15 protein-coding genes and 1 pseudogene are annotated in these 17,000 nt (G+C 61.6%); 9 read left to right on the top strand and 7 right to left on the bottom strand.

The window, feature by feature from the left end; translation table 11 throughout:
* Positions 1–26: 26 nt before the first annotated feature.
* The 3 genes from R2855_14510 to prfB all read right to left on the bottom strand — a co-directional run bounded on the left by R2855_14510 (position 27) and on the right by prfB (position 2,610).
* Positions 27–404: a ferredoxin family protein gene (locus R2855_14510; GenBank protein MEZ4532214.1), complete on the bottom strand. Its 378-nt coding sequence runs from the start codon at positions 402–404 to the stop codon at positions 27–29.
* 2 nt (positions 405–406) lie between these two features.
* Entirely contained in the window at positions 407–1,504 is a 1,098-nt protein-coding gene (locus tag R2855_14505) for a peptidase MA family metallohydrolase (GenBank protein MEZ4532213.1), read from the bottom strand.
* A protein-coding gene (gene prfB / locus R2855_14500; GenBank protein ID MEZ4532212.1) for a peptide chain release factor 2 occupies positions 1,497–2,610 on the bottom strand; the annotation gives its coding sequence in 2 pieces (ribosomal slippage) (positions 1,497–2,540 and positions 2,542–2,610; 1,113 coding nt in all). The genes R2855_14505 and prfB overlap by 8 nt, the downstream gene beginning before the upstream one ends.
* A 72-nt stretch (positions 2,611–2,682) precedes the next feature.
* Here prfB and R2855_14495 point away from each other — a divergent pair.
* Positions 2,683–2,970: a hypothetical protein gene (locus R2855_14495; protein MEZ4532211.1), complete on the top strand. Its 288-nt coding sequence runs from the start codon at positions 2,683–2,685 to the stop codon at positions 2,968–2,970.
* Here R2855_14495 and R2855_14490 read toward each other — a convergent pair.
* Positions 2,967–3,890 (bottom strand): ParB/RepB/Spo0J family partition protein, encoded by a 924-nt coding sequence (locus R2855_14490; protein ID MEZ4532210.1) that lies wholly within the window; start codon positions 3,888–3,890, stop codon positions 2,967–2,969. The genes R2855_14495 and R2855_14490 overlap by 4 nt on opposite strands.
* Before the next feature lie 192 nt (positions 3,891–4,082).
* On the opposite strand from R2855_14490, the gene R2855_14485 reads away from it, so the two are divergent.
* Both R2855_14485 and R2855_14480 read left to right on the top strand, forming a co-directional pair.
* Positions 4,083–5,027, top strand: coding sequence for a CPBP family intramembrane glutamic endopeptidase (locus R2855_14485; protein MEZ4532209.1), 945 nt, complete (start codon positions 4,083–4,085; stop codon positions 5,025–5,027).
* A 34-nt stretch (positions 5,028–5,061) separates the two neighbouring features.
* Positions 5,062–6,645 carry a Mur ligase family protein gene (locus R2855_14480; protein MEZ4532208.1) on the top strand — a complete coding sequence of 528 codons (1,584 nt, stop codon included), beginning with the start codon at positions 5,062–5,064 and terminating at the stop codon, positions 6,643–6,645.
* A 68-nt stretch (positions 6,646–6,713) separates the two neighbouring features.
* On the opposite strand, the gene cphA is transcribed toward R2855_14480, so the two are convergent.
* The 3 genes from cphA to R2855_14465 all read right to left on the bottom strand — a co-directional run bounded on the left by cphA (position 6,714) and on the right by R2855_14465 (position 11,283).
* Positions 6,714–9,359: a cyanophycin synthetase gene (gene cphA / locus R2855_14475; protein ID MEZ4532207.1), complete on the bottom strand. Its 2,646-nt coding sequence runs from the start codon at positions 9,357–9,359 to the stop codon at positions 6,714–6,716.
* A gap of 21 nt (positions 9,360–9,380) precedes the next feature.
* The gene (locus R2855_14470; GenBank protein ID MEZ4532206.1) at positions 9,381–10,283 is read right to left on the bottom strand and encodes a cyanophycinase; all 903 of its coding nucleotides are present in this window, start codon (positions 10,281–10,283) and stop codon (positions 9,381–9,383) included.
* 154 nt (positions 10,284–10,437) lie between these two features.
* A complete protein-coding gene (locus R2855_14465; GenBank protein MEZ4532205.1) occupies positions 10,438–11,283 on the bottom strand; it encodes an LLM class flavin-dependent oxidoreductase in 846 nt (281 codons plus the stop codon).
* A gap of 114 nt (positions 11,284–11,397) precedes the next feature.
* Here R2855_14465 and R2855_14460 point away from each other — a divergent pair, with 114 nt between their 5' ends.
* The 6 genes and pseudogenes from R2855_14460 to hisS all read left to right on the top strand — a co-directional run bounded on the left by R2855_14460 (position 11,398) and on the right by hisS (position 16,976).
* Positions 11,398–13,302 carry a bifunctional homocysteine S-methyltransferase/methylenetetrahydrofolate reductase gene (locus tag R2855_14460; GenBank protein MEZ4532204.1) on the top strand — a complete coding sequence of 635 codons (1,905 nt, stop codon included), beginning with the start codon at positions 11,398–11,400 and terminating at the stop codon, positions 13,300–13,302.
* Between the two features lie 148 nt (positions 13,303–13,450).
* Positions 13,451–13,801: pseudogene (rplS, locus tag R2855_14455) on the top strand (50S ribosomal protein L19).
* Positions 13,802–14,088: 287 nt separating this feature from the next.
* The gene (locus R2855_14450; protein ID MEZ4532203.1) at positions 14,089–14,730 is read left to right on the top strand and encodes a ribonuclease HII; all 642 of its coding nucleotides are present in this window, start codon (positions 14,089–14,091) and stop codon (positions 14,728–14,730) included.
* Positions 14,712–15,101 carry a YraN family protein gene (locus tag R2855_14445; protein MEZ4532202.1) on the top strand — a complete coding sequence of 130 codons (390 nt, stop codon included), beginning with the start codon at positions 14,712–14,714 and terminating at the stop codon, positions 15,099–15,101. The genes R2855_14450 and R2855_14445 overlap by 19 nt, the downstream gene beginning before the upstream one ends.
* Before the next feature lie 36 nt (positions 15,102–15,137).
* Positions 15,138–15,647, top strand: a complete 510-nt coding sequence (locus tag R2855_14440; protein MEZ4532201.1) for a MogA/MoaB family molybdenum cofactor biosynthesis protein — start codon at positions 15,138–15,140, stop codon at positions 15,645–15,647.
* A gap of 6 nt (positions 15,648–15,653) precedes the next feature.
* Positions 15,654–16,976: a histidine--tRNA ligase gene (gene hisS, locus R2855_14435; GenBank protein MEZ4532200.1), complete on the top strand. Its 1,323-nt coding sequence runs from the start codon at positions 15,654–15,656 to the stop codon at positions 16,974–16,976.
* The last annotated feature ends 24 nt before the right edge of the window (positions 16,977–17,000 follow it).

Here is a 17,000-nt window from a genome sequence, read left to right as displayed (position 1 = left end):
CCGTGCGTGCTGTCGCTCGAGCCGAATCATCCGAATCGGTACTGAACCCCAAAACCACCGCGGGGGTAGGTCCACTCGATGTTGTGGAACTCGTTGCAGACGATGCGGCAGGTACCGCACTCCACGCACCCTTCGTACGAGAAGACGACCTTGCCATCCTCCTGCGGGGCGTAGCAGTTGGCGGGACAACAGTTGATGCACTGCTGTCGCACGCAACGGAGGCAGGTGTCGTGATCGATGATGCGGATGTGCGCTCGGTCGCGATCGACGTTGTAGTTGATCAACGCCAGCTTCCGCTCGATCGCAGCTGGGTCGAGGATAAAGGCGCGAAGAGAGTGATCGGTGTCAGTCATGGCAACCATGCGTTTGCTCGAATCGGTTCCGGCCAGTGTAGCACCCGACATCGCTAAAGCTGTGTTTCCAGCCAGGCGCGAAACTGGGCATCGAGTTGAACGGTATCGATGCCAATTGTGGAAAGGAGCGCCTGGTCTGCGGTGACGCCGCCGCGAAAGGCGCGAACGATATCGCCGATCACGGCTTCCCCCCACTGTTGCATGAGGTATTCGACGGCGATATGGCTGGTGGCGTAACTGCGGTTTGCGGCAGCGGCGTCGGTTGGGAAGCTCGAGGAGAGCGTCATCAGGGTGGGAAGCGTGCCTTCCTCCAAAGCGCCCAGAACGATCTGGAGATCGTTCTCATTCCCGGCCAGCTGCCCCACGACGGCCAGTCCCTCATCGAACCAGGTAGGAGGATAGGAAAACGGGTTCCTCGTCGCCTGGTAGAGCACGTGGTGGCTCACCTCGTGGCTGATCACACGGTCGACGGAGTAGTCGTCTCCCGATTCGATCGGGACCGCTATGACCCCAGCCTGGGGTAGCGAGAAGCCACCGATCCAGCTTTCGCTGTTTTGCCGAAGTGTGGTGCTGAAGTCGCTTCCGTTTGCGTAGACCCAAATGCGCATTGGATCGATCTCGGCGATGTCGTACTGCTGTTTGTATGCGTCGGCCGATTCCTGCGCAACTTGCAGGATGTACTGGTTGAACTCGTCGTCATCCTCGTAGACGTAGATGCTCACATCGTCGCTGTCGAGCCGCCGCCAGTCGAACGAATCGTCGATCCACGTAACGGTCGATTCCTCTGTTTGCGCGACGGTTCCGTCGGCGTTTGAGAGGATCCAGTAGTAGGTGATATCGACACCGGGCTCGATATAGTCGATCTGCGCATCGACGGTGTGTTCGACCTGAACTTCGGTCGTCGCATCGAACTCGACGACTGCCGCGTTCGAAAACTCGTGCCCAGACGTGATGTAGCGAAGTTCCGCGGAATCGACCGGAACCGGAGCGGTGGCCGATAGGTGAAACGTGGCTGACGCCGGGAAGTCGAGTTCTGCGCTTTGGTCCGCCTGAATCGTTGGCGGTTGCGCGGTTGCCCGAACGCCGTGAGCGCCGGGCATAAGCAGTGCGAGTAGCAACGCGACGGCGAAGACACGCCAGAGGCTATGCACCGGCAGCCGTCTCCTGCCCAATCGATTGCTTCAGGTATGCATCGATAAAGGGATCGAGTTCGCCATTGAGCACGGCCTGGATGTCTCCCACGCTGGTCTCCGTGCGGTGATCGGTGACAAGGGTATAGGGGTGGAGCACGTACGAACGAATGCGGTTGCCGAACCCCGCTGCGGTGTGTTCGCCCTTGAGCTTGCTTCGCTCGGCTGCTTCGGCTTGCATCTGCCGTTCGAGCAACCGAGCGCGCAAGATCTTCATCGCGGTTTCGCGATTCTGCGTCTGGCTCCGCTCGTTTTGGCAGGTAACCACGATCCCGGTCGGGATGTGCGTGAGGCGAATGGCCGAGCTGGTCTTGTTGACATGCTGTCCGCCGGCGCCCGAGGCGCGGTAGGCGTCCATGCGAATGTCGTCGTCCTTGAGATCGATCTCGGCGTTCGAGTCGATTTCAGGGAGCACTTCCACAAGGGCGAAGGCGGTGTGCCGTCTATGCGCCGAGTCGAACGGAGACAGCCGCACAAGCCGGTGTGAACCAGCCTCTCCCTTCACATAACCGTAGGCATTCGCGCCACGAATTTCGACGGTGGCGTTCTTGATTCCGGCCTCGTCGCCCTCGGTGCTGTCGAGCAGTTCGCTCTTGAAGCCGCGCAGATCGGCCCATTTGAGATACATGCGCGAGAGCATCTCTGCCCAGTCCTGCGCGTCGACGCCGCCCTCTCCGGAGTGCACCACCAGAATGGCGTTCTTGCCGTCGTACGGTCCGCTGAGTGTCAGCTCGAGCTCGATGGCGTCGAGGTCTGCGGCGGCGAGATCGGCGTCGGCTGCGAGGGTGGCATAGAACGACGGATCGTCGTCGCCCAGCTCCGCCAGCTCGGCCAGGTCGGAGATGCGCTGTTCGAGATCGGCAAACCGGTCGAGCCGGCTCTTCAGCTCTCCGAGTCGCCGCATCGCGGATTGGGCGGTCGCCATGTCGTCCCAGAAATTCGGATCGGCAGAGGCGGTTTCGAGTTGTTCGACTTCTATGCGATCACTCGCGAGGTCAAAGTAACACCCCGAGATTTTCCAGACGTGCGCTCAGCTCGCTGAGATCGCGTATCTTCACATCGGACATGACGAGAGCGTTCCTCGATTCTTGTTCAGAGATAGTCGCCGTCACCGGCGAACGCGACTGGAAAGTATACCCATGCGCTTTGCGCAAGTGACCGGTGCGCTCCACACAACCGAGACCGGGTACCGCATCGAAGTGACACTCGACACGCGAACGTCGCTGCGCGTAGTGCGGAACGAGCACATCCCGGCCTTGATGCTCCTCGATGGGAAAGAGGATGCCGACTGGACCGTCGATCAACTGACGCAGGAGACGATCGGCACAACGCTGGCGGAAGAGGGGTGGGAGGCCGTGGCGCACCAGCCATGCGATGAATCCGGCGCCTGGTCACCACCAGTTTCGACCTACCTGGTGCGAGGCTAGAAGAGCGAGTCGCCGGCGATACGGTCGAGGAGTTCGGCCAGTTGCTCGTCGGACGAGAAATCGATCCTGATCGACCCTGAACCGCGCTCCGTGCGATTGATCGAGACATTCGTCGCCAGTGTTCTGCGGAGGCGTTGCTCGAAATCGGCATGCTCAGCACGCAGACGTTGCGGGTTCTCGCGCTCGACCACGGTGGATTGCGCCTCGGTCCAGGCGCGCACGGCGCTCTCGGTCTCGCGCACAGACCAGCCGCGCTTGATCACCGTTTCGAGCATTGCAATCTGTTCGACCGCGGATGGCAAGCCGAGGAGTGCTCGGGCGTGACCTTCCGTGATATCGCCGCGTTCGAGCGCGGTTTTGACCCGATCGGGCAGGAGCAGGAGACGCAGGGTATTCGTGACCGAAACGCGCGATCGTCCGACGCGTTCCGCCACTTCGGCCTGGGTCAGCCCAAACTCATCGATCAACTGGCGATAGGCAAGCGCCTCTTCGAGCGCTGACAGATCGGATCGGATGACGTTTTCGACGAGTGCAAGTTCGAGCTGGGCCTGCAAAGAGACATCGAGCACCACGATTGGCACTTCGCGCAGACCGGCCAATTGCGCGGCGCGCCAGCGTCGTTCACCGGCGATGAGGACGAATCGATCCGGTTGGTCCCCGGGTTTCACGACGATGGGCTGGATGATGCCGTGTGTGCGAATCGAGTCGGCGAGGATGCCGAGCTCATCGGGATCGATCGTGGTGCGTGGTTGCCGCGGATTGGGCGTAATGCTGGTGACCGGCGCGGTCGTGGTCGAGACCGGTTGACTGAGGGGGATGGTCTCGAGGCTGGGGATGAGGGCATCCAGGCCGCGGCCAAGGCCGGTCTTGCGGGCGCCCAACCGCGCGTTCGAACCTGACTCACCCGATCGTTCGCTCACCTTGCCTCTTGCTCCAATCCCGAGGCGCGCCGAATGGCGCATCTCATCAGCCCGACGCTGCATTGGTCGTCACGGCCAGTGTAATTCACGGACTCGCCTGGACCGGCCGTACGCTTGCGCGATGGGAACGTATACTCCTCCGCTGGAAACGAACCGGCCCCGACTGACATGCCGGTCTAGCCTAGAGGCGGCATGCACACCCTCGCGTCGATCATTTCCCTGGAGACACTCTCCATCTTCATTGCGCTGGCCATCTTCATCCTGGTGGTGTTCGGCGTGGCCTACTGGGTTCGCCGGGCGGCGAGCGACCGGTCGGCATTGGTTGGACTCTATCTGGTCATCGGGTTCCCAGGGGTGCTGTTGACCTTGCTGGGTCTGGCGCGCCTGACGGGAGGACAATCGTCCGGGTTTGCCTGGCTGGCTACTGGGCTGGGGCTGCTGCTGCCGATGTTCCCGCAGTTCCGCCAGGACGTGGCGCGGTTCACTCCGATGGATCCCGCGTCCCCGACAGACATGGTGGGCCTGTCGGTCGTGTTGGCATTCATCGGGTTTTTCATTTTTCAGTACGCGATCAATCCTGAGCCGGAGGACACCGGTGAGATCACGATCGCGTATCTGCTGAGCCAGTTCGTGTTCATGATCGTGCTGGCATTTGTGCTGGTCGGTGTTGGCCAATGGCGCGATTTTCGCGGCGCCGCCAAGCGGCTTGGGCTCGAGCGGTTGAATCCGCGGCAGATTGGCATCGCCCTGCTGGCGGTCATCGGCGGATTCCTGGTAATGGGCATCGGCGGGGGACTGACGGCCTGGCTGCAACCGGATTTCAACAACGAGATCCAGCAAACAACCGACGAAATCACGCAGAACGTGAGCAGCGTTGTCGGGGCGGTTTTCTTCGGGCTCGGCGCGGGCGCCAGTGAGGAAACGCTCCTGCGCGGCGCAATTCAGCCTCGATACGGGATTTGGATCACGTCGTTGCTCTTTGCCCTGCTGCACAGCCAATATGGCATTTCCTTCGTGATGGGCGGAGTCTTTTGCATGGGTGTGATCCTGGGTTTACTGCGGAATCGGATCAACACCACAGCGGCTATCCTTACCCACGCGGTATTCAATACGATCGTGGTTCTGCTCGGAAGCTAGTTCGTGGCGACAGAGTCGCGGAGGATGGTTCTCGATGGATCTCGTGGAAGTTCGGGAGCTCGAGGGCCCGAATCTGTTCATTCTCGAACCAGCCATCAAGATCGAAGTGCATTCGACCGCCGTACGCCAAACGGTGGAGACCGCACCCCATCCATACGCTCCGTCGAACAACGTGCCGGACGAGGTGCTCCGGCTCGCGTCCCTGACAAGGGATGTGCTGGCAGTCGCAGGATTGCCGGACTGTCCGGTTACGACCGTTCCCATGGAAACCGAGGGGAACTTCTCGATCGTTTTTCCATGGTCCGACCGGCGAATTGCGAGGCTGGTGGCCCGAGCGGTGAAGAGCGCAATCGGCGGCGAGACGGTTGATCTGGGCGGGGTGCAGGAGTCCGCAGGGACGATTCGCCAGACTGAACCGAGTCTCGAGGATCGGCCGGTCATGATCGAAGACGAACAGCGCTCCGCGGTGACGATCGCCGTCACCGGCACCAACGGCAAGACCACGACGACCCGACTGCTGGCGCACATCTTCCGAAATGCAGGTCAGAGCGTCGGCTGGTCATCCTCGTCGGGCGTCTACATCAATGGCGAAGAAGTGCTGACCGGCGACTACTCGGGACCACGGGGGGCAGAACGCGTGCTCACCGATCCCGAGGTCGATGTCGCCATCGTCGAGACCGCGCGCGGCGGCATCCTGCTTCGCGGGGTCGTCTGCCAGTCGGTCGACGTGAGCGTTTTCACCAACATCAGTCCGGATCATCTCGATCTTCAGGGGGTTCGCACGGTCGAGGGGCTCGCCTGGGCCAAGGGTGTCATCACGCGTATCACTCGCTCGGACGGATACGCTGTCCTGAATGCCAGCGATCCGCTGGTCATGGACGCGACCAGGGATATTCGCGCTCAGAAATTCTTGATATCCACCGATCCGACGGCCCCTGAGCTCCTGGCGCATGGCGCTTCCGGTTTGCCGGTGATGACCGTCATCGACGGAAACATCACGCTGATCGAGACCGGCATTCCAACGACCGTCTTGCCGATTGCCGACGTCCCCATCACATCGGGCGGCCTGGCCACATTCATGGTCGAGAACTCGCTCTTCGCCGCGGCAGCTGCTCTGGCGGCGGGCGCCACCCTCACCCAGGTGCGCGACGGACTCTCTTCGTTCCAGAACACACCAGAAATGAACCCCGGCCGGCTCAACATTTTCGAACGAGCGGGGGTACGAGTCATTGTCGATTTCGCGCACAACGAGGCTGGACTCGCGGCATTGCTCGCGTTCGGGCGCACCCTTTGCGCACCGGATGGACGACTGATCGCTGTGGTGGGTACAGCCGGTGACCGAAACGACGCCTCGCTGATCGAGATCGGCCGGCTGGCAACGTTCGAATCCGACTATGTGATCGCCAAGAACACCACCCACTACCTTCGCGGGCGCACCCAGGACGAGCTGATGGGTTTGTACGTGCGTGGCATCAAGGCGGGCCGGGAAGTTCCCTACGAGACGTCGGAGAACGAGTTCACCGCGGTCGTGCGCGCGCTCGAGATCGCTCAACCTGGGGATGTGATCGCCGCCATGACGCACGAACACACTGCGGAAATCTGCGCGCTCTTTGCCTGAAATTCTCAAAGCAAAACGGCGCCGCTCAAATGTGCGACGCCGTTTGGACCCTTCCGGAACTGCGGTCGCTATCCCAACGAGAACGATCCGGTGAGATTGTTCAGTTCTTCCCAGGTTTGCGCCGGCTTGTCCACCATCAGGACCACAAGATCATCCTTGTCGGAGCGCTCCACTGCCGATCGCACGGCATCGCTCTCCTGCAGGACGATCGTGACTGCTTCGTCCGCCAGCCCTGCGGCCATGGCAGCGTCCTTCAGCCGCCTGGCGATTTCGCCGGAGGGGCGGCCGCGGGTATTGGCATCCTCGCGGATGACGAGCTCGTGGAACGTTTCGCCGGCGAGTTTTCCAAACGCGGCGATGTCATCGTCCAACCGGTCACCAGGCATGGAAATGACCGCAATCGCGCGCGAGGCATCCATGCGCTTGACGAAGTCGGCCATCGACTCGAGCCCAGCAATGTTGTGGCAGTAGTCCATGATGATCCGTCTGCCCTGGAACTCGAGCAAATTGAACCGCCCCGGAGTCTGATAGAAGCTCGACGTAAACGTACGCATGGCCTGGCGGATGTATTCGAGCTGGACATCGTCCGCCAGCGCCGCGGTCACTGCCGCAAGCGCGTTGGCGACGTTGACGCGCAACCGACCGTCGTAGGTGGCTGGTATCTGGCTCGCCAGCAAGAGACTCGTCTCACGGCGGTTCTCGATGACGGTGATCATCTCTCCGGCCGACACCGGACGCAGAATCACCGCGCGGCCCTTGTTTCGGAGATGCTCACGAATGACCGGGTTGTCTTCATGCATCGAGAAGTAGAGGATTTCGCCGCGCGCATAGCGCGCCATCTCGACAGTCCATTCGTTGTCGGCGCTCAGCACCGACTTCCCGTCGCGGAACACGGACTGCGGCACGACCGCTTTGACCTTGGCGAGATCGGAAAGCGAGTCGATCCCGTGCTGGCCGAGATGGTCGCTCGTGACATTGGTGACGACGGCAATATCACAGCGGTCGAAGCCAAGTCCGGATCGCAGAATTCCGCCACGGGCAGTTTCGAGCACTGCGTAGTTGATGGTCGGGTTCTTGAGCACCATCTTGGCGCTCGTCGGGCCGCTCATGTCGCCGGCCATGATCTGGGTGCCGTCGATATAGATACCGTCGGTGGTGGTCATGCCCACGCGGCGACCGGCGGTTTTCATGATGTGCGAGATCATGCGCACGGTCGTGGTCTTGCCATTCGTGCCCGTGACGGCCACGATCGGGACTCGCGATTTCGATCCTGGCGGGAATAGCATGTCCACCACAGCGCGGCCCACATGGCGGGGGTGGCCCTCCGTGGGGTTCGTGTGCATGCGGAAGCCGGGACCGGCATTGACCTCGACGATCGCGCCGCCGGATTGCCGGATCGATTTCGAGATATCGGGCACGATGAAATCGATACCGGCGATGTCGAGCCCAACGACCATCGCAGCCTGACGCGCGATCTCCTCGTTGTCGGGGTGAATGTCATCCGTGCGGTCGATCGACGTGCCTCCGGTGCTCATGTTTCCGGTGCGCTTCAGTGGCACGACCACTCCCTTGTCGGGAACTTGATCGAGCGTGAATCCGTTGCGTTCCAGCGTTTCCATGGTCTGACCGTCGACGGAGATCCGCGTGAGGATCTTTTCGTGGCCAACGCCGCGGCGCGGGTCGCTGTTGGTGATCTCGATGAGTTGCTCCACCGTGTGCTCGCCGTCTCCGACGACATGCGCAGGGACGCGTTCAGCGACGGCGACCACGTTGTTGTTGACAACGAGGATGCGGTAGTCCAGCCCTTCGATGAAGCTTTCGACCACGACGATGCCTGCGCGAGATTCGCTCATGGCTGTCGGGAAGAACTCGCGTACCTCGTCCTCATCCTTGAGGTTGATGCAGACGCCGCGCCCGTGGTTTCCATCCAGCGGCTTGATGACGACTGGATAGCGGATTCGGCGCGCTTCCCGGACCGCGTCGTCGACGTTGCGCACAGTTACGCCACGGGGTACCGGAATGCCGACCTCATGCAGCAGCCGGTTCGTCAGCTCCTTGTTGCTGGCAGTGTCGACTGCGATGTTCGACGTCTCAGAGGTGACCGTCGCCCAGATGCGCCTCTGATGGACGCCATGTCCCAGCTGCACCAATGACCGGCGCGGATCGAGGCGAATGACCGGGATATTGCGCCGTTCCGCCTCGGCGACGATCGAGCCGGTCGAAGGGCCATACGCGAGGCGTTCCGCCGTGCGGATGACGGTCTGTTCCAATTCGTGCTGGAAATCGAAGTCCGGTTCAGTGTCGTAAACGACGTGGTTGAGCAGCCGTTTCGCCAGCTCGGCGGCGGCGATGCCAACATCTTCCTGTTCGTATTCGAAGACGACGTTGTAGACGCCTTTCTCTTTGGTCGAACGGGTCTTGCCACGTGAGACCTCGGCGCCGGCGAGGTTCTGAAGCTCGAGCGCGACATGTTCGAGCACATGCCCCATCCAGGTGCCCTCACGCATCCGCTGAAGGAACCCGCCCGGTTTCCCAACCGAACATCGGTGCTCGTAGAGCGAAGGAATCAGCTCGGTGATTCGTTCGTAGAAGCCGGGAATCTTGTTGGTCGGCCGTTCTTCCAGTTCCCCGATGTCGACCGTGAAGCGGAGCGACGGCATGCGGGCCCAGACGTTCGGGCCGCGATAAACCGTGTGGTCACGAAACTCGATCATCCCGCCTCTCCTGCATGGAACTCAGACTGGCTGTTGCACGATCTCCGTGGCGCCATCGGGGACTATCATCGCGGGGGTACCGATCAGCGTTCTCGATACCATGTCGAAGATGTGTCCGCTCGTGAGCACGTGTATTTTCGCGCCGCTGAGCGTGATTCCGCCATGACGTTTGACACGATAAACATCTGAATAGGCTTCCGACCCGTCGATGATCGTCACCGAGTGCTTGCCAATCACTTCCAACTTCCCGTCGGACGTGAAAATGGCCGCGGTGTCCTCATCGACGCCCACGCCAAGCAGGCTTGGGTTTGACGCGACCATCATCATCAATCGGCCAAGCCGGTCGCGTTGGCGGAAGTGCTGATCGATGATGGCGCCGGTTACGAGACCGAAACCGGCCACCATCTGCGCCATGCGCATCTTGGGGCTATTGCCGCTCGAGCCGAAGGCCACCATGTGCGACGAGAGGATGGAGGCGCCTGCGCTGGTGCCTGCCACGACGGCCGAATGCAGACTGCGATCCAGAATGGCGTTCATCGCCTTGGTTCCGCCGATGATGGCCGCCAGGCGCATTTGGTTCCCGCCGGTCATGAAAATGCCGGTTGCCTGGCGAATCATCCTGACGACGAGTTCGGAATTGGCATCGGGTCGATCGCCGATCACCGCGATATCGACCTGAGATGCTCCCATGCCGAGAAAAATGGCCTTGTAGCGTTCGCCGGCCGACTCGATCGACGATGCGGTGGGAATAACGACAATGCGCGCGTCCTTGCCACCGGAGAGTTCTACGAAGCGTGAAAGAATCACCCGATCGCGAAATTTGTCCTCCGCACCACCAATCGCCATCACGGGACCCTGGCTGAGCCGCTCGGTCTGAACTGGCGCTGCAAGGTCCGCGGACGTTCCGGCTGAAGTAACGGTCATTGCTCGCTCGATCTGGTTCGTTGGTTCGATGGGGGAACGGCGCGTGCGTCAGTCGGCCATCGCCGCATCGCGATCCCGCTCGCCGCTTCGTAAACCGAATGATTGCGTCGAGCGGCGTCACCCCAGCACCGCTCGACGTAAGGATAACGCGTCATCATTTGGCGATGAACTGGCTCGCCACTTTTTCGAGAACTGGAAACTGCTCGGGACCCGGAGAATCGACAATGAATTCGCGCATACCAGCCTCGTAGTAGACGCCGACCATCTCTTCGAACGCGCCCACCGAGCTCCAGATGTCGACCGGCATGAGCGCCGACCAGACGTATAGCGACCGGGTGATCGATGCCGGGTCCCGGCCGATCTCCATGCAGTGCTCGTCGAGAATCGCATTCCGTTTGGCGATTTCGGCCGGGGGCCCGTTCGAGTTCCATCGGTCGGCGTATTCGGCCACAACGCGGAGCATCTTCCTGCGGTGTGCTCCAAGCGTCAATGGAGGTCTCGGGCGCTGGATTGGCGCGGGCCGAGCGGGCGCGTTTTCGAGGTGGTAGTAGTCGCCGTGGAAGGTTGTGTATTCGTTGCGGAGCATGGAGTCGATGATCTGCACAGCCTCCCGAAAGCGAGCGACCAGTTCCGGCGGTTCGGGAAAGGGAATGCCGAACCATTCATGCTCGGGAACGAACCATCCTGCCCCGAGCCCCACCTCCAGGCGCCCATGCGAAATGTGATCGATGGTTGCGGCCATCTTCGCCACCAGTGCCGGATGGCGGAATGTATTCGATGTGACGAGCACGCCAAGGCGGGCGGTCGAGGTTTCCGCCGCCAGCGCTGAGAGCAGCGTCCATCCCTCGAAATAGTTGCCGTCCAGTCGACTCGGTTGTTGATAGTGGTCGCAGTCCCACAACGACGAGAATCCAAGCGATTCGAAATAGCGCCATCGGTCCCGATGCACGTCCCACGGGAGGTTCTGGTCGGTACAGAGCCCAAACGTCACGTCACGCATGGCGGTTCGCCCTCTATTCGCTAGGTCAGTTCGGATCGTACGCGGTATTCTAGTCGGCACGACGACAATCCACGTTGTCACTTGCGCTTCCGCCACAGAACGGGCGATTCCCCAATGACCAATCCATTTCTCGAACGACTTCAGCAGGGCCCAATCATCGGCGATGGCGCGATGGGGACGATGCTGCATTCGAGCGGAGTACCACACGATACGGTGTTCGACGTCCTGAACCTCTCGAACCCCGATCTGGTTGCCTCGATTCATCGGGCATATATCGCGGCCGGCGCAGAGATCATCGAAACCAATTCCTATGGCGCGAACCGATTCAAGCTCGACCACCTCGGACTCGCTGGCAAGGTTCGCCAGCTCAATCGAGTGGCGGCCAAGATCGCTCGTGAGCAGCGCGAGGTGTCGGGACGGTCTGTGTTCATCGCCGGTTCGGTTGGACCGACGCTCCAGCGCCTGCCGCCGATCGGCACGGCCAGTGCGGAAAAGGTGCGCGCTGCCTTCCGGGAACAGATCGAAGCGTTACTCGAGGGTGGCGTCGATCTCCTTTCGATCGAGACGATCCCGGATATCGCTGAAATGCGCGAGGCGCTTGCCGCGGCGCGGGAGTGCAGCGACCTTCCCGTCATTGCGATGTTGACCTTTGCGGAAGATGGCCGCACGGTCGCCGGCAACGAAGCGGCGGCCGTCGTCGATATGTTGCTGGAGCATCAGGTCGATGTTATCGGCGCGAACTGCTCTGTGGGACCGCAGCGGCTTCTTCAGGTGCTGGAAGCCTTTTCCGCTGAGCTCGACCGTCGTGGCGAGTCGCGCGCGCTCGCTTGCATTCCGAATGCAGGTTGGCCGACGCAACAGGGCGGACGACTCCTCTATCCAAGCTCGCCGGACTATTTCGCGAACTTCGCTGTGCGTGCCGCCGATGCCGGGATCCGGGTCATCGGGGGGTGCTGTGGCACGACACCGGCGCACGTCGAAGCCATGACTCGCGCGATGGCCGAGCGCGCAACCGGAACCGTAGACACGAAGGCTCCGCACCTGCCGGAGCTTGTTGTCTCGGATTCGACGGCCCCGATACCAGGCGTAGGGCTCCATCAACCCGACGGGTTCCGCACCGAACTTGGACGCAAGTTCCAGGTGGCTGTCGAGATCGACCCCCCGAAGGGTCTCAATCCGGAAAAAGCGTTGGCAGGCGCTGAACTCCTGAAGCGCGCTGGCGTCGACGCGATCAATGTGGCCGACTCCCCGATGGCGCGCGTGCGCATGAGCGCGCTGACGCTTTGCATGATGATCCAGAATCAGGTGGATATCGAGACGATCGTCCATTTCACCACGCGTGACCGCTCGCTGATGGGGATTCAGTCAGAGCTGTTGGGGGCGCATGCCGCAGGTGTGCGGACGGTGCTTGCGCTGACCGGGGATCCACCGACGCTGGGCGGCTATCCAGGCACCAGTGGCGTCTACGACACCGACTCGATTGGGCTGATTCGCCTACTGACCAACATGAACCAGGGTCTGGACGCGGTTGGCTCGTCCATCGGGAGTCATGCTGACTTCCGAATCGGTTGCGCGGTGGATCCGACACGCGACGACCTGCCACTCGAAGCCGAGCGATTGCACGCGAAACTCGATGCGGGGGCGCATTTTGTGATGACGCAGCCCATTTTCGATGCAGAGGTCTGGTTGCGGTTCCTTCGGCATTTTGGCGGCGATATCCCGGTGCCGCTGATGATCGGGATCCTTCCGCTGCAGTCCGCCAAGCACGCCGACTTCCTGCACAACGAGGTCCCGGGCATCACGCTGACTCCGGATGCCCTGAAGCGCATGCACGCCGCAGGGCCGGACGGACGCAAGGAGGGCGTGAGAATGGCGCAGGAACTCCTGCTCGACCTGCTGCCAATTGCCCAGGGGGTGTACCTGATGCCATCGTTTGGCCGGTACGAAGTGGCAGCCGAGGTGCTCGATGTGCTGGAAGCAGCTTCGGGCCGGGATTTGGGTATCGTCGCAGCGAGCTGAAACGGTCGATACATGCGGGCAAACATGGTAAACTCGACCGGCTACGACCGCTGAGGGGTCGTTCTTTTTGTGTCTTGATTCCGCTCATTCGCGGTTCGATGGGGTCGGCCCCGCCCAGTTTGGGTCATTACAGTCAGGAAGTACGCACATGACCGCGCAGATCATTCAGGAGCTCGAGAAGGAGCAACTGAAGGCATTTCTTCCGCAGTTCGGCGCTGGCGACACCGTCCGCGTGCATGCGAAGGTCGTCGAAGGAAATCGCGAGCGAATCCAGGTCTTCGAGGGCGTGGTCATCCGCCGCCGCTCCGGCGGTGTGAACGAGAACTTCACCGTGCGCCGCATCGCCTCGCACGGCATCGGCGTCGAGCGAACGTTCCTGATCAATTCGCCGCGCATCGAGAAGATCGAGGTGATGCGCAGCGGCAAGGTGCGGCGCGCCAAGCTCTATTACCTGCGAGATCTGACTGGCAAGGCCGCCCGCATCAAGGAGCGCCGACGCCCCAACCGGGTGATTGCGCCACCGGCCGCGCTGGTCGAGGAGCCGCTGGCAGTCGAAGAGACGCCAATGGACGACACCGATCTGGTGGCCACTGCGGTGGATGAAGGGGTGATGTCGGAAGAGAGCGCCGAGCTGGTCGACCCGGTGGTGTTGGCCGCAGAAGATGCCGAGGCCGCGGGCGAAACCGTTGCCGAGGACGAGACGGCCTCCTAACCCCATTCCAAAACAACGTAGAATCGCGGGCGTGGAGTGTTCCACGCCCGTTTTCTTTGTGCCAGGAGTTTTCCGTGCCGGTCAGCCGGTTTCACTGGGAGCGAGCCTTTTGGCGCACGGGCTACCACTTGGTCGCCGGTGTCGATGAGGTCGGGCGTGGAGCGCTGGCGGGTCCGTTGGTGGCGGCCGCCGTCATTTTCGAGCCGGCAACCATCGACCGCCGCTCGCACCGGGAGGCCATCGAGCGCTGCGTGCGTGATTCGAAAACCATGACTCGCGATACACGAGAAGCCTCGCTCTGCGTGATCGAGACATGCGCCTCGAGCATTGGCATCGGCATGGTGGAGTGCAGAGAACTCGATGCGGTCGGGATGACCGCGGCGAACCGGTTAGTAATGGAGCGAGCGGTTTTCGCATTGGGTGTCGAGCCCCAGGCGCTGTTGCTCGACGCATTCACGACCGACCTCGGCATGCCGCAAGTGGGACTGATCGACGGTGACGCGCAGTGCCTCTCTATTGCCGCAGCGTCGATCGTGGCAAAGGTGACGCGGGATCGGTTGATGATTGCGCTGCACGAAACCGATTGTCGCTACGGACTCGATCAGCACGTCGGGTATGGAACACCTGCTCATTTGGGCGCCTTGCGAAGGCATGGTCCTGCGTCGTTCCATCGCCGTTCCTTTCGACCGGTGCAGGAATGCCTGAACGGCCGCTAACGGCGAGGCACCTCACGACCGGACGCAATGGCGAGCAACTCGCCATCGCGGAACTGCAGCGACGCGGTCTCCGCCTGATCGAACGCAATTGGCGCTGTCAGTTCGGCGAGCTCGATGCGGTGATGTGGGATGGGGAAGAGCTGGTGTTCGTCGAGGTCAAGACTCGGGTGGGCGCCGCGCGTGGCGCAGCCGAGGAGTCGCTCACCACAGAGAAAGCGCGTCGGTTGGCGGTCGCTGCAGAGTGGTACCTGGCGGACCATCCCGAGATCGACGATGCAATCTGGCGGATCGATTTGGTCGCCATCACGCTCGATCGCGACGGACGGGTGGTTCGCATTGCCCATATCGCAAACGCCGCGCAGTTTGGGTGAGCCGGGATCGTTCTCTCGTATCATGCCGAAATGGCAATGAGCGAATCTGTTCAGCAACATCGTGCAGCCGCAGAATCGTCGCTCAGCATTGGCGTGTTGACCGTTAGCGACACGCGGACGCTGGCAGACGATACTGGTGGCTCGCTGTTGGTCGAGATGATCGAAGCTGCTGGGCATCGCGTCGGCGCTCGCGCGATCGTTGTCGACGATCGGGAGCGGATCGTCAATGCGGTGCTGGACATGGTGGCCGACCCGGCGATCGACGCGGTGATTTCCACCGGTGGCACCGGGATCGCGCGCAGAGATGTAACGTACGATGCGGTGACGTCGATTCTCGATCGAACGATCGATGGATTCGGCGAGCTCTTTCGCATGTTGAGCTTCGAGGAAATCGGTTCGGCGGCGATGCTCTCACGCGCGACTGCCGGCGCAATCGGATCGACCGCGGTCTTTTCGTTGCCAGGATCACGCAACGGCATCCGGCTCGCCATGGAACGCCTGATTCTTCCAGAAATCGCGCATGTCGTCTATGAGATTCGAAAGTAAGGGATTGTGAGCGACGCCACACGAAAACCATCGATTCTGAAGGGGTTTCGGGATTACCTGCCTGAACAGATGATTCTCCGCCAGGAGATCATCCGGCGATTCAAGGATGTCTTCGAGCGGCATGGATTCGATCCGCTCGACACCCCGGCAATCGAATACATCGAGGTGCTCACCGGCAAGGCCGGAGAGAACGAAAAGCTGATGTACGCCTTCGAGGATCATGGCGGACGGCGAGTTGGGTTGCGCTATGACCTGACAGTCCCGCTGGCGCGGGTGGTCGCCATGCACCAATCGGAGATCATCTTCCCATTCAAGCGCTACCATGTCGCGCCGGTGTGGCGGGCCGACCGGCCGCAGCGCGGGCGATTCCGTGAGTTTTGGCAATGTGACGCCGATATTGCCGGTGTCGATTCGATGACCGCCGACGCGGAGATCATCTCTGTGCTGACCGACGGGTTGGCTGCCGTCGGGCTCGACAACTCGACCGTGCAGATCAGTCATCGGCGCATCCTGGAACGGATTGCGGTGGCATCGGGCGTACCCGAGATGCAGGCCGCGACCGTTTACCGTTCGGTCGACAAGCTGGACAAGATCGGCGCCGATGGCGTCCGGACCGAGATGATCGAAGGGGGAATCGAGAGCGCGGCCGCAGATCGCGTGTTGGACACCATTTCCCTCACCGGCGCGACCGGAGATGTGCTGACGGAGCTGAGTAGCCGGATGGAATCCGACGCAATTGCCCAGGGAGCGCTTGCCGAGATGACCGAGCTCTTCCAACTGCTCGAGCAAATGGGTGTGCCGCCAGCGAAGGCTGTCTTCGACCTCACACTGGCACGCGGACTCGACTACTACACGGGGCCAGTCTTCGAGGCCAAGGTCACCGAGCCGAAGGTCGGATCGGTGGCCGGTGGCGGCCGCTACGAGGGGCTGATTGGCGCCTTCGGTAGCAGGCACGTATCGGCAACCGGCGTATCGCTTGGGTTGGAGCGCATCATCGAGGTCGTGCGCGAGCACGGGACGATGCCGATTCCTACAGCAGTCGCGCAGGTCTTCGTTCCGGTCATCGACCGCAATCTCGGCGTTGCCGCCAGGCTGGCAACAGAATTGCGACAGGTTGGCATCAAGACCGACCTGTCGTTGCTGGAAGGCAAGAGCCTCGGAGAGCAGTTGAAATACGCTGGCCGGCGGGGAATCCGGCTGGCTGCCATTCTGGGTCCGAACGAGACCGAACGCGGCGTCGTGGCGGTGAAGAATCTCGTCACCGGCGAGCAGATCGACATCGAACGGGAACGGCTGTTCGAAACCGTCTCGTCGTTGTCAATCGATTGACAGGGTTCATAGAGGAGCGGATGT

The organism is Thermomicrobiales bacterium (assembly GCA_041390825.1).
In the GTDB taxonomy this organism is placed as follows: Bacteria; Chloroflexota; Chloroflexia; order Thermomicrobiales; family UBA6265; genus JAMLHN01.
Note: the sequence above shows the minus strand (reverse complement) of the source record. Positions and strands in the feature narration are given on the sequence as shown.